A 12,628-nucleotide genomic window follows, 5' to 3' on the forward strand; every position below is an offset into this window, starting at 1 on the left:
GGCACGTCACGGGCGACCACCCGTGACGTGCCGACCGGGACCGCTCAGTCGGCGGCTGCGCCGAACCACCTGGGCAGGTGGCCCAGCAGGTCCTGCTGATCGTCGCCGACCCACGCCACGTGACCGTCCGGCCGCAGCAGCATCGCGGGCACGTCCAGTTCGGCGTCGGTGTCGACGACGTGGTCGACCCGATCGGCCCAGCCCGACACCGACAGCCGGCCGGTCCGGTCGAGCAGCAGTCCGCGACCTCCGCGCATCAGCTCGTAGAGGCGCCCCCGGGTCAACCGCACGTCCCGCATCCTCCGCCCGAGGAGCCGGTGCCCCTCGCCGAAGTCGTAACGAACCCCGATCGCGGTGATCTTCTCGATCAGGTAGCGGTTGACCTCGTCGAAGTCCATCAGTTCGGCCAGCAGCCGGCGCAACGCCTGGGCGCCCGGCGCGACGGACATCAGCTCCATCTGCGCACGGGTGTTGTCCAGCACGTCGGCCGCCACAGGGCGCCGTTCGGTGTGGTAGCTGTCCAGCAGCCCCTCCGGCGCCCAGCCCGCCACCTCGGCGGCGAGCTTCCAGCCAAGGTTGAACGCGTCCTGGATTCCGAGGTTCAGTCCCTGCCCGCCGGTCGGCGGGTGGATGTGCGCCGCGTCGCCGGCCAGCAGCACCCGGCCGCTCCGATAGCGGTCGGCGAGCCGGGTCGCGTCACCGAAGCGGGAGAGCCACCGCGGGGAGTGCACGCCGAAGTCGGTGCCGGCGACCGCCTCGAGCTGCCGTCGCAGTTCCTCGAGTGTCGGCGCGGCGGTGCGGTCCTCGGCCACCCCGGCGGCAGGCACGATCACGCGGTACAGCCCGTCCCCGAGAGGTGCGGCACCGAAGCGCAACTGGGATTTGCGGATCTCTGCCACCACGGCGGTGATCTGCTCCGGCTCCGCCGTGAACTCCACCTCGCCCAGGAGCGTCTCGACGCGGGAAGGTTCACCGGGGAAGCCGACGCCGAGCAACTTGCGCACCGTGCTGCGGCCGCCGTCGCACCCGACGAGGTAGCGCGCACTCAGCGCGGTGCCGTCGGACAACTCCGCGGTCACGCCCCGCTGGTCCTGACTCAGCCCGACAAGTTCGATGCCGCGCCGAATCTCGGCGCCCAGTTCGGTGGCGTGTTCGGCCAGCAGACGGTCGGTGACCGGTTGCCGGATGCCGAGGACGTATCCGTGTGCGGTGTCCAGCCCGTCCGGCCACGGCTTGACGAGGCCGGCGAAGAATCCGCCGACCTCGTGTCGCGTGCCGTGTGCGAGGAAGCGTTCGAGCAGCCCGCGCTGATCCATCACCTCGATGCTGCGCACGTGCAGGCCGAGCGAGCGGACCACCTTCGTCGGCTCCGGCTCCCTTTCCAGCACGACCACATCGACCCCGTGCAACCGCAACTCGCCGGCGAGCATCACACCGGTCGGCCCGCCGCCGGCAACGATCACGTCACTCATGCACACCCCATTCGTCCACCTGGATTCCGGGCGACCGCGGACCCGCGTCTCGATCGCCTGATCGCCGCGGGTTCCGACCCGGACTGACGAGTCTGCAACGCACCCGGGGTCTTGCCGCAAGACCCGGGGTGCGCTGTACGTTGGAAGGGGGTGAGGGGTGTGCTCCGCTGTTGCCACCGAAAACCGCATCACACCGACAGCCACCCGAGACACGAGTGGGGCCGACCCGGAATCCGGTTCGGCCCCACTGGCTCTGCTCCTCGAGGTTCCCGTGTCAGCGCGAGGTGGCGCCCCGGCGGATCAGCAGCGTGAAGCCGATGGCCGCCAGCGACATCACGCTCAACATCACGATGACGGCATTGAGGCCGCTGATCGTGTTCAGGCCGCTGGCCAGGGCAGTGCTCGACAGCAGCATGGTCGCGATCGAGACGCCGATGCCGCTGCCGCCGGTGCGGACCACCGCGTTGGTGCCGGTGGCCTCGCTGGTGGCGTGCTCGGGGACCGCCTCGACGAGCAGGTTCGGCAGCGCCGTGTAGGCGAAGGCCGTGGCGACCGACACCGTGATGACCATGACCACCATCCCGGCGACGGAGTCGTGGACGAAGAAGAGCAGCACGTTGCCGATCAGGAACAGGACACTGCCGATGAGCATCGAGGTGCGGGCACCGACCGCCGCGGCGATGCGACCGCTGAGGGGGGTGCAGACGAAGCCGAACATCGAGCCGACGAACGAGAGCCACCCGGCGTTCGTCGGGGTCAGGCCCAGCCCGAACGGTGCGCTGGTGGGCGACTGGAGCACGATCGGAATGATCATCGTGGTCACGCCGATGGGGCCGATCGAGATCGCCAGGGTCGCCAGCATGGTGAGGGCGAACTTGCGGTCGGCGAACTGCCGGATGTTGACGATCGGGGACGTGGCCCGCAACTCCCACAGCACCCACAGGACCATCATCGCCAGGCCACCGAGCACCAGGCCGAGGGTCGCCGGGTCGGTCCATCCCCACGTCGTCGACTTGTTGACGCCGAGCAGCACTGCCGCGATCGCGGGCACGAAGGCGACCGCGCCGACGTAGTCCACCTTCTCCGTCGTGCCCTTCGGCGGGCGCCACGGCAGCACGAACGCGACCAGTGCGATGGCGCCGATCGCGTACACGGCCGCGACCACGAAGATCATGTGCCAGCTGGCGTGGTCGAGCATCACGCCGGCCACCAGCAGCGACGCGGAACCTGCGGCCACCGCGGAGCCGGAGATGATCGCGACCGCGACCGGAACCTTCGCCGCGGGCAGGTGCTCGCGGGCCAGGCCGATGCACAGCGGCAGGATCGCGCCCGCCACGCCCTGGATCGCCCGTCCGACGATGATGCTGCCGATGCTGTCGCCGACGGCACTGATGATCGACCCGGCCGCGGCGGCGAAGAGCAGCACGATCAGGACCCGTTCGCGGCCGTACATGTCGCCGAGCCGCCCGCACACCGCCGCCGACGCCGCCGCCACCAGCAGGAAGGCGGTCACGGCCCAGCCGACCGTGGCCGCGTTGCTGTTGAACTCCGCGATGAACGTGGGGATGGCGGCGTACACCATCGACGTCTCGAACGCGCTGATGATCTCCACCGCCACGAGAACCGCGATGATCACCCAGGCGGACCGTTGACGGTTGTATCGACCCTTCCGCGCGGTGCCGTCCGGCGCGTCGTCGACTCGGATGTGGTCTGTTGCTGTCACTGAAAACCCGTCTGCCGTCTACCGAATTCTGGCAAGCGAAAACGCCCCGCTCGCATGGCTGGAAACGGTAAAGTGCTCCGGAACTCCGAGCCCCGGACTGTCTCGGTGACCGGGACCACACCCCGTAGTCTGTTGTCATGCACTCCACATTCGGTGAAATCGGTGACGCGAAATACGTCCTGCTGACGACGTTTCGCAAGGACGGGACACCGGTGGCGACACCACTCTGGGCGGCACGGGACGAGGACCGGTTGCTGATGTGGACGGTCACCGACTCGTGGAAGGTCAAACGGATCCGCCGCAATCCCCGGGTGACGGTTGCGCCCTGCGACGTGCGCGGCAACCCGAAGGGCGAGGCGGTGGAGGCAACCGCGGAGATCCTCGACCCGCCCGGGACCGATCACGCTCGTGACGCGATCGCCAAGAGGTACGGCATCCTCGGCTGGCTCACGATGAAGGGCAGCCTGCTGCGTCGGGGGAAGGCGGGCACGGTCGGGTTGGCGGTCACCGCCGCATAGCGGCCGACACGAGTCCCCACCCGGCGGGACATCGCCCCCTTCGTCCGGCGCACCGAGTTCGCCACGTCCACCGGTTACTTGCAGTTCGCAACTAGAGTCCCGGCTGAAGCGGTCGCCGGTGTCCACGTGGCGTCGGATGGACGGCCCACCGGTGTGAGCCGGCCGCGCCCGTCATGACGAAGGGAATCACGATGCCTCGCAGGACCATCCACGGCCTTGCCCGGAAGGGCGCGACACTGGCCGCGGCCGGGGTGCTGGCCGTCGCCGCGGCCGGGGCGGCCCATGCCAACGTTCCCGCCCCGCCCGCGGCGTCGACGCCCACCGCTGCGCCGGCAGGCGCGAACGACTGGAACTGCCGCCCCGCAGCCGCGCACCCGCGACCGGTGGTGCTGGTGCACGGCACCTGGGGCAACCAGAACAACTGGGACGCGCTCGCACCCGACCTCGCCGCGCAGGGCTACTGCGTGTTCACCCTCAACTACGGGCAGGACACCTCCAGCCTGATGGGGTCGCAGCCCGGGTCATACGCCAACGGAGACATCCCGACCTCGGCGAGGGAGGTGGGCGCGTTCGTCGATCGGGTTCGCGCGGCGACCGGAGTCGCACAGGTGGATGTGGTTGCGCATTCCCAAGGCGGGGTGGTCGCCCGGCACTACCTGAAGTTCGAGGGTGGCGCCGCCACCGACCCGGCGGAGAACAAGGTGCGCACCCTGGTGACCGTCGCCGCCACCAATCACGGCACCACCATGTCCGGACTCTCGGAGCTCGCGAAGACCTTCCCGCAGTTCACCGGAGACGTGGAGGGGATCGTCGGGAAGGCCGCGGTCCAGCAGCTGGTCGGCAGCCCGATCATCACCTCGCTCAACGACGGCGGGGACACCCTGCCGGGCATCGACTACACCGTGGCCGCCAGCCACGCGGACAGGATCTCCACCCCGCCGGAGGCAACCTTCCTGACCGCCGGGCCGGGCGCCACCGTGCGCAACGTGTGGCTGCAGGATCTGTGCCCGGCCGACACCACCGACCACGGCAGCCTGCCGAGCTCGCCGACCGTCGCGCACGTCGTCAAGTCCGCCCTCGACCCGTCCTACGTCGGCGACGCCTGCTCCGGTCGGTGACAGCGCCCTGGTGAGGGACCCGTCCGGCTCGGGCCGGACGTTCCCCTCACCAGGCGCCGAGATGCCGCGCCGGAGAGGTCAGGACTGGCTGCTGCCGAACAGGTCGGCGCTGCCGGAGCTGCCCGCGTCGGAACTGCCCGCGCTACCGGAATCGGAGCTGCCTGCGCTGCCGGTGTCCGAGCTGCCGCTGTCGGAGCTGCCACTCACGACGTACGCCGAATCGAAGGACACCTTGAGCTTGGCGCGATAGCCGGGCGAGGAGAGGCCGAGGGTGCCTCCGGCCGGAACCAGGGACGAGCCGCCACCGCCGCCCGCGGTACCGCCACCGCCGCCGTACAGGCCGCCGCCGCCACCGCCGCCGCCGACGCCGCCGGATCCACCTGCGCCGAGCACCCCAGCAGTGCCGCCGAGACCCGCTGCGCCACCGGCACTGTCGGTGCCGGCGAGGCCGCCGCTGGGGGCGTCCGCACCGGCGTCACCGCCGGCGCCGAGGCCGGCGCCTCCGCCGCCTCCCGCCACGACGAGACGACCCGCGAGCGCCGCCGCACCCTCGTCGAGTGAGGCGGTGCTGAGCGCGGAGTATCCGCCGCCGCGGTTCGTGCCGGTTCCGCCGCCGCTCCCGATCACCACGTACAGGGTCGAGCCGGGAGTGACCGCAATGTCACCCTCGACGAGTGCGCCTCGGCCTCCCCGTGCACCACCGCCGCTGCCTCCTTCCGCGACCACGTGCATGGTGGTCACGTCGTGCGGAACCTCCAGGAAGAACTCTTCGATTCCGGAGGAACTGTCGTATGCGCAGGTCGTGCTGCCGTTCGCCGACCCGCACCCGGTGCTCGCGGCAGGCTGCGCCGACACACCCCCAGCGCCCAGGAGTCCCGCGGAGGTACATGCGACGGCCACCACGGCGGCCATCCGCGCGGGCCTGCGCCCCCGCACCTGTTCCCGTCGACTGCCGACACGACCGATCATCAACCGCACCTCACTCATTCACGTCCATGCCGGAGCGGACGCCACCGGCGGCCGGAAGCATGACACGGAATGCCCTCGCGGACACCGTGAATCGGAATTGATGATTCGCCCAGATTGGTTAGCTAGTCTTCGTTAAACCCGCGAAGCCGATTGAGTTCTCGCCGTTCACGTTTCGTCGGACGGCCCGTCCCGCGGTCACGCTGGGGAACGGCCAGCAACACCTCTCGGGGCGGCGGAGGGGGAGACTTGTCGATCAGGCAGAGCGCGGCCTCGGGCGCGCCGACCCGCTTACGGACCAGTCGGGTTACGACCACGATCCGTTCCCGGCCGCCGACCCGCATCCGAATCTCGTCGTCGACCCGGACGAGTTGCGCTGGTTTCGCGGAGACCCCGTTCACGCGGACATGCCCCGACCGGCAGGCCGCGGCCGCCGCCGATCGGGTCTTGAACAGCCGCACCGACCACACCCAGCTGTCGAGCCGCACACCCGAGGATTCAGACACGCCCACCAGGGTACCGAGGGCTCATGGCCTGCCGAATCGTGCCAGGCTCACCGGCCGCATGCACATGCCGAGCAGCTCGCGATCCCACCATCGCCCGCTCGCTCGCCGGGTCCGCCGATCGGTGAACCGGTACTCGTAGAGCCGGGCCCGCACGAACCGGGGTGGATCGTCCGGGAACGGGTTGCGGCGCAGCAGTTTCAGGGTGTCTCGGTCGTTCTCGAGCAGGCGGCGCACGAATCCCCCGAACCAGCGGTCACCGTAGCCGGGTGAGATCGCGGCGAACCACATCAGCCAGTCCAGACGCAGGTGGTACGGCGCGAACTGACGCGGCCGCCGAGCCGGGTCGCCGGGTTTTCCCTTGAATTCGTACTCGCGCCACTCGGAAGCCGGGGTGATCGCCTCGTCGGCGGTGCCCTCGACGACGATCTCGGTACGCACGCGGGTGACGGAACCGAACGCGCCGTAGGTGTTGACCAGGTGCCAGTGGTTGAACGACGCGTTCATCAACTGGTGGTGTCCGAGCATGTTGCGGACCGGCCACCAGCTCAGCACCACGACACCCGCCGTCAGAGCGAGGGTGGCGATCGTGAACCACAGTGGCGCCGGGGAGGTCTCGGGAATCTCGACGGGCAGCAGCCGATCCAGCATCGCGTCGGGCAGCACCGAGCAGGCGAGCACGATGGCCAGCCAGTTGAGCCAGGAGAAGTTCCCGCTCGCCACCAGCCAGAGCTGCGTCAAGATCATCACCGTCGCCGCGCCCGCCGCCACCGGCTGAGGCGCGAACAGCAGGAAAGGCACCACCAGTTGGGTGACATGGTTGCCCGCCGCCTCGACCCGGTGCAGCGGCCGCGGAAGATGATGGAAGTACCAGCTCAACGGTCCGGGCATCGGCTGGGTCTCGTGGTGGTAGTACAGGCAGGTCAGCCGGCGCCAGCACGGATCGCCGCGGATCTTGATCAATCCGGCCCCGAACTCGAGCCGCAACAGCAGCCACCTCAGCAGCAGCATCACCACCACGGGCGGCGCGATCGCCGCATTGCCGACGAAGATCGCCAGGAACCCGGTCTCCAGCAGCAGCGACTCCCATCCGAAGCCGTACCAGAGCTGACCGACGTTGACGATCGACAGATACAGCACCCACATCAGCAGCCACACCAGCATGGACACCGGCAGCGGCAGCCGCGCGGTCACCCCGGCGACAGTGACGGCCGCCAACCCGGCACCCACCCAGGCCGCGGACGCATAGCAACGGTCGGAGTAGTACCAGTGGAAGATGCTCGGAGACCCGCGAAACGACGATGCGGCCAGGTAATCGGGGATGGGCAGCATTCCCTCGCTGCCCAGTAGTGCACGGAACTGGCTGGCCGCGGCGACGAAGGCGACGAGATAGATGACCGCGAGCCCTTCCGTGAAGAGCCATCGGCCGAGGTATCCGACTCCGAACCAGTCCATCACCGTCACCGCGCCCAGATCGGACGGTACTCCGTCTGTGCTCAGGTGACGGAGACGACCACACCGGGCGGATCCTCGACGGTGGTGACCGCGAACGGTCCGGGTGCGGTGGACAGTCCGATGAACGACTGGGTGACGGCGTCGGTACCCACACCGCGACCCGGAAGCAGGAACAGTTCGGTGACGACGGACCCTGGCGGTCCCGGCAGGGGATTCCGCCGGTCGTGGACGGGCGCGCCGGATGGCGGTGCAGCAGCGGTGCCCATGATGTCCACCTGCAGGATGGCGCGCCCGGACACCGGAATCGGCGCGCCGCCACCGTGCGGAACGGCCTCGGCGACGTAGCCGACCTTCCAGAACAGGGTGCCGTCGCCGGCGAATCGGAGTACGACGCGATTCCCCTCGACCGTCACCTCGGCGACCGCTGCGGTCGAGACCCACGGCCCCGGATCGGCGGCATCGGGTCCAGAGGTCGGCACGACCACCGTCGGCGGCGACTCCGGCGCCGAGCCCACCCGGAGGTGACCGGACTGCTCGACGGGCGCGGGACTCACCCATCCGGGGTTGTCGGACCTGGGTGCGGTGTCCGCGCCGCATCCGACAACGCCGAGCAGACACGCAGCGACTGCGGCAAGCGCTGCGTCCCTGGTGCCCGTCACGGCTCCTGACCCCTGCCCACGAGAAGTACGCCGGCCACCCCGGCCATCGTGAACACCACCGCGGACGCCATCGCCCACTGCCCGATGAGCAAGCCCCCGAACACGATCGATCCGAGGGTGCCGACGGCACCCACCCCGAGCAACACCACCCCGAAAACAGTCACCGGACGACTCATGGCCACCGCCCCTCCTCGTGTGCACCAGATCGTAGCCATCCGGGAACAGGTGGCCGATCACCCCGGGCGTCATGATCGTTCGCGCGGTTGTCGGTGGCGCCACCGCATCGACGGATCCGGGCACGGGCTCATCCCTGGACGGTACGCATCAGGACCGATGCCGATCCTCGACCAGCGGGCGCTGGACGTGATCGTGTCGCTACCTCGGGTGTGATGCGCGCAGCGACGTGTCCAGTGCGCTCATGAGCTGCGCCGTGCGGTTCCTGCCGGTCGGGGCGAGCGGATACCGGCTGAGCACGTCGACCAGGTGCGGCGTCGCTCGTTGCCGGACCTGCTCGATCACCATGTCTCCGATCGCAGGATCGCCGCCCGAGATCAACTCGGCGACCCGCGCGGCACTCGCAGCCGCACGCAGGATGTGGCCGACCTGGGTGGCCTTCGCGATCGGGTGCAGGTAGGCGGCGGCAGCGGCGTCACCGGCGGCCCGGGCAGCGAGACGAGCGGCCTCGGTGCCCGCATCCCTGGCCGCGCGGTGCGCGTCCAGCGCGGTGACGCGCTGCAGCCTGGTCCTGTTCGCGCCGTGAACGAATTCCCATGCCGCGTCGAGTGCCGCACGTGGGCGACGATCACCCGGCACGGCAGCCTCGAACACCGGGAGGAGGTCGTCGGCGCACTCCGCAGCGAACCGCGCGACGACGCGCAGGTCGTCGATCGTCAGCTCGAAATCACCGGCCGCGTCGGGCATCGACTCGTCCGCCCGGTCAGCCCAGCGCGTCGACGTACAGCCAACGGCCGTGCTCGCGAACGAACCGGCTGTGCTCGTGCAGGGAGTCGCGTTCACGTCCGTACCGGTAGTGGGCGACGAACTCGACGGTCCCGGCGGATTCGAGCGGGCTGCCGCCCGACCGGCCGAGAATGTCGAGGCGCACCCATTGCTGGTCGGGATCCAGGTCGAGGGATGGCGGGCGGGTGCTCGGATGCCAGGTACGCCGAAGGTAGTCGGCGTCGCCGACCGCGAACGCCGAGTACCGCGACCGCATCAGCGCTTCCGCGGTCGGCGCCTCGGCCGCACCGGAGTGGAACCGGCCGCAGCACGCCCCGTAGGTCTCCCCGCTCAGGCACGGACAGCGGGAACCGTCGGTGACGCTCACTGCGCCGCACTCACGGAGGACATGTGGAAGTCCGGGATCCGCAATGGCGGCATCGCGGTGCGGGTGAACCAGTCCTTCCACTCACGCGGCAGCGTCGGCTCGGTGGCACCCGCCTCGGTCACCCGGCGCAGCAGGTCGAGGGGACTTTCGTTGAAACGGAAGTTGTTCACCGCGCCGGTCACCTCGCCGTCCTCGACGAGGTACACACCGTCGCGGGTCAGCCCCGTCAGCAGCAGCGTCGTCGGGTCGACCTCGCGGATGTACCACAGCGTCGTCAGCAGCAGTCCCCGCTCGGTGCGGGCGACCATCTCGTCCAGTGTGCCCTTGCCACCGCCGGTGAGCAGCAGGTTGTCGCCCGGCACCGCGACCGGTGCATCGAACTCGCGGGCCGCGTGCCGGGGATAGGCGAGCGCGTTGATCACGCCGTCGCGGATCCAGTCGACCCGGGACGCGTCCATGCCGTTGTCGAACACGGACACCGTCTCGCTCGAGGTGGCGGTCGCGACGAACGGGGCGTACGTCAACCCGGGGGAGTGCGGATCGGAGAACAGGGTGAGCGGGATGTCGGTGAGCCGTTCCCCGACACGGGTGCCTCCGGCCCGCGACAGGGCGGTGTGCCCCTCCTGCGCGCCGCGGCCCTCCATCGTCCACATCAGGTAGATCATCAGGTCCGCGACCGCGGAGGGAGGGAGCAGCGTCTCGTACCGTCCCGCAGGGAGCTGCACCGTCCGCTTCGCCCAATCCAGCCGGGTACTCAACTGCGCCAACAGGTTCGACACGTCGACGTCGGCGAAGTCCAGGGTGCCCGCGCCCACCCAGGCGCTGGCGTCCCCACGTTTGCCGTTGATCTCCACCGAACCGGTAGGCTGGGTGAACCGCCGCCGCACGCCCGTCGTGGTTCCGAGCCAGGTGGAATGCAATTGGTGGTGAGCGAACCCGTACAACCGGTCCGCACCGTCGAAACCAGCGGTCAGTGCGTCGGCGAGACCGGCGAACACCTCGACTCGGGTCTCCGCCGGACCGTCGGCCCAGCCGGCGTCGGTTCCGTTGCCGGGCTGCACGAGTTCCATCGCGTCCTCGGCGGGGCGGGCGCTGCGCGCCGCACCCTCGGCCGCCTGCACCACACCCCGGATCGAATCCGGGTCGACGCTCGACGACGTCACCGATCCCACTCGCGCCCGGTCACCGTCCCGGACGATCGCGACGACGGTCCAGGTGCGTGAGCGGGAATCGCCGTTGGTCGTCATCGAACTTCCCGCCCACCGCAGCGCGGTCTCGGCGGCGTCGGTGACGATCACCATCGCCTCGTCGACGGTGACCAGCGACAACGCCTTCTCGATCAGTTCCTGAGCGGGGATCACCGGCCGGCCTCCTGACGGGTGTTGAGCACGTTCACGCCGCGGAACAGGGCCGACGGGCAACCGTGACTGACCGCGGCCACCTGACCCGGCTGCGCCTTGCCGCAGTTGAAGGCGCCACCGAGTCGCCACGTCGAGGGTCCGCCGACGGCCTCCATCGCCCCCCAGAAGTCAGTCGTGGTCGCCTGGTAGGCGACGTCGCGGAGCTGGCCGTCCAGCTTGCCGTCCCGGATCCGGAAGAACCGCTGGCCGGTGAACTGGAAGTTGTAGCGCTGCATGTCGATCGACCAGCTCTTGTCGCCGACGACGTAGACGCCGTCCTCGACACGGGAGATCAGCTCCTCGGTGCTCACGTCCCGTTCCGGATCCGGTTGCAGCGACACGTTCGCCATCCGCTGGATCGGCACGTGGTGCGGGGAGTCCGCGTACGAGCAGCCGTTGGACCGTGCCAGCCCCAGCCGCGGCGCGAACACCCGGTCCAGCTGGTAGCCGACGAGAATCCCGTCGCGCACCAGATCCCACCTCTGGCCGGACACCCCGTCGTCGTCGTAGCCGACGGTCGCCAGACCGTGCAGCTGCGTGCGGTCCGCGGTCACGTGCATGACCGGGGTGCCGTAGCGCAGGGTGCCGAGCTGGTCCGGGGTCGCGAACGACGTGCCCGCATACGCGGCCTCGTAGCCGATCGCCCGGTCGTATTCGGTGGCGTGGCCGACCGATTCGTGGATCGTCAACCACAGGTTCGTCGGATCGATCACCAGGTCCGTCGGACCGGCGGTCACCGACGGCGCCTTCACCTTCTCCGCCAGCCACTCCGGGATCCGGGCCAGCTCGGTGTCCCAGTCCCAGCCGTCGCCGCGCAGGTACTCCCAGCCGCGCCCCACCGGGGGAGCGAGGGTGCGCATCGTCTCGAAACTGCCCGCCTCCGCATCGACCGCCGTCGCCTCGAGTTCGGGATGCAGCCGCACCCGCTGCTGCGTGATCCGTGACCCGGCCAGATCCGCGTAGTACGTCTGTTCCTTGACCTGCAGCACACTCGCGGTCACGTGGTCGACGCCGTCCGCCCCGGACAACCGTCCCGAGTACTCGGTCAGCAACTCGACCTTCTCTGCGGTCGGCACCGCGAAGGGGTCCACCCCGTACTCGGAGACCCACACCGCGTCCCGGTACACCGCTTCGTCGGCCAGGTCGACCGGGTCCCGGTTCAGGGAACGCAGCGCCCGCGCCACCTGCACCGCACGGTTCGCGGTGCGCGCCGCGGCCTCGACCGTCAGCTCGGCGTGCGAGGCGAAACCCCAGGTGCCGTCGACGATCACCCGCACCGCCAGCCCGAGCTCGTCACCGTCGACCACGGATTGGACCGCGCCGTCCCGCAACCGCATCGACTGGGTCCGTAACCGGTGGACCCGCAGGTCGGCGTGACTCGCCCCGGCCGTGTGTGCGGCGGACAGTGCCGCGTCGGTGAGCGCCGCCAGTGGCAGCGCCAGGAAATCCGGATCGACGTCGTGTGTTCCCACCCGGTCAACCTAGCC

General features: G+C 69.9%; 13 protein-coding genes. 2 read left to right on the forward strand and 11 right to left on the reverse strand.

Going from position 1 to position 12,628, the window contains the following annotated elements; all coding sequences use genetic code 11:
- Nucleotides 1-44: 44 nt before the first annotated feature.
- Nucleotides 45-1,472: a rifampin monooxygenase gene (gene rox / locus ACWDU4_RS21615; protein WP_450115973.1), complete on the reverse strand. Its 1,428-nt coding sequence runs from the start codon at nt 1,470-1,472 to the stop codon at nt 45-47.
- 274 nt (nt 1,473-1,746) lie between these two features.
- Nucleotides 1,747-3,108 (reverse strand): MFS transporter, encoded by a 1,362-nt coding sequence (locus tag ACWDU4_RS21620; protein WP_450116008.1) that lies wholly within the window; start codon nt 3,106-3,108, stop codon nt 1,747-1,749.
- Between the two features lie 224 nt (nt 3,109-3,332).
- Here ACWDU4_RS21620 and ACWDU4_RS21625 point away from each other — a divergent pair, with 224 nt between their 5' ends.
- The gene (locus ACWDU4_RS21625; RefSeq protein ID WP_450115974.1) at nt 3,333-3,713 is read left to right on the forward strand and encodes a PPOX class F420-dependent oxidoreductase; all 381 of its coding nucleotides are present in this window, start codon (nt 3,333-3,335) and stop codon (nt 3,711-3,713) included.
- Nucleotides 3,714-3,904: 191 nt separating this feature from the next.
- Entirely contained in the window at nt 3,905-4,831 is a 927-nt protein-coding gene (locus tag ACWDU4_RS21630) for an esterase/lipase family protein (protein ID WP_450115975.1), read from the forward strand.
- A gap of 78 nt (nt 4,832-4,909) precedes the next feature.
- On the opposite strand, the gene ACWDU4_RS21635 is transcribed toward ACWDU4_RS21630, so the two are convergent.
- From ACWDU4_RS21635 to ACWDU4_RS21675, 9 genes are all read right to left on the reverse strand, one after another.
- Nucleotides 4,910-5,818 (reverse strand): hypothetical protein, encoded by a 909-nt coding sequence (locus ACWDU4_RS21635; protein ID WP_450115976.1) that lies wholly within the window; start codon nt 5,816-5,818, stop codon nt 4,910-4,912.
- 104 nt (nt 5,819-5,922) lie between these two features.
- Nucleotides 5,923-6,303 carry an RNA-binding S4 domain-containing protein gene (locus ACWDU4_RS21640; protein WP_450115977.1) on the reverse strand — a complete coding sequence of 127 codons (381 nt, stop codon included), beginning with the start codon at nt 6,301-6,303 and terminating at the stop codon, nt 5,923-5,925.
- Between the two features lie 21 nt (nt 6,304-6,324).
- Nucleotides 6,325-7,755: a lipase maturation factor family protein gene (locus ACWDU4_RS21645; protein ID WP_450115978.1), complete on the reverse strand. Its 1,431-nt coding sequence runs from the start codon at nt 7,753-7,755 to the stop codon at nt 6,325-6,327.
- A gap of 41 nt (nt 7,756-7,796) precedes the next feature.
- Nucleotides 7,797-8,414, reverse strand: coding sequence for an AMIN-like domain-containing (lipo)protein (locus ACWDU4_RS21650; protein WP_450115979.1), 618 nt, complete (start codon nt 8,412-8,414; stop codon nt 7,797-7,799).
- Nucleotides 8,411-8,590, reverse strand: coding sequence for a hypothetical protein (locus tag ACWDU4_RS21655; protein ID WP_450115980.1), 180 nt, complete (start codon nt 8,588-8,590; stop codon nt 8,411-8,413). Before ACWDU4_RS21655 ends, ACWDU4_RS21650 begins: the two co-directional genes overlap by 4 nt.
- A gap of 199 nt (nt 8,591-8,789) precedes the next feature.
- Nucleotides 8,790-9,335 (reverse strand): putative immunity protein, encoded by a 546-nt coding sequence (locus ACWDU4_RS21660; protein WP_450115981.1) that lies wholly within the window; start codon nt 9,333-9,335, stop codon nt 8,790-8,792.
- 16 nt (nt 9,336-9,351) lie between these two features.
- Nucleotides 9,352-9,741 (reverse strand): YchJ family protein, encoded by a 390-nt coding sequence (locus ACWDU4_RS21665; RefSeq protein ID WP_450115982.1) that lies wholly within the window; start codon nt 9,739-9,741, stop codon nt 9,352-9,354.
- Nucleotides 9,738-11,102 (reverse strand): metallopeptidase TldD-related protein, encoded by a 1,365-nt coding sequence (locus ACWDU4_RS21670; protein ID WP_450115983.1) that lies wholly within the window; start codon nt 11,100-11,102, stop codon nt 9,738-9,740. The genes ACWDU4_RS21665 and ACWDU4_RS21670 overlap by 4 nt, the downstream gene beginning before the upstream one ends.
- A complete protein-coding gene (locus ACWDU4_RS21675; RefSeq protein ID WP_450115984.1) occupies nt 11,099-12,613 on the reverse strand; it encodes a TldD/PmbA family protein in 1,515 nt (504 codons plus the stop codon). Before ACWDU4_RS21675 ends, ACWDU4_RS21670 begins: the two co-directional genes overlap by 4 nt.
- Between the last annotated feature and the right edge of the window lie 15 nt (nt 12,614-12,628).

The organism is Rhodococcus sp. NPDC003348 (genome assembly GCF_053589375.1).

Excerpts from the sequence above, each read along its gene's own strand:
- rox (WP_450115973.1), bottom strand. The coding sequence starts at position 1,472 with ATGAGTGACGTGATCGTTGCCGGCGGCGGGCCGACCGGTGTGATGCTC.
- ACWDU4_RS21625 (WP_450115974.1), top strand. The coding sequence starts at position 3,333 with ATGCACTCCACATTCGGTGAAATCGGTGACGCGAAATACGTCCTGCTG.
- ACWDU4_RS21630 (WP_450115975.1), top strand. The coding sequence starts at position 3,905 with ATGCCTCGCAGGACCATCCACGGCCTTGCCCGGAAGGGCGCGACACTG.
- ACWDU4_RS21635 (WP_450115976.1), bottom strand. The coding sequence starts at position 5,818 with ATGAGTGAGGTGCGGTTGATGATCGGTCGTGTCGGCAGTCGACGGGAA.
- ACWDU4_RS21645 (WP_450115978.1), bottom strand. The coding sequence starts at position 7,755 with ATGGACTGGTTCGGAGTCGGATACCTCGGCCGATGGCTCTTCACGGAA.
- ACWDU4_RS21655 (WP_450115980.1), bottom strand. The coding sequence starts at position 8,590 with ATGAGTCGTCCGGTGACTGTTTTCGGGGTGGTGTTGCTCGGGGTGGGT.
- ACWDU4_RS21660 (WP_450115981.1), bottom strand. The coding sequence starts at position 9,335 with ATGCCCGACGCGGCCGGTGATTTCGAGCTGACGATCGACGACCTGCGC.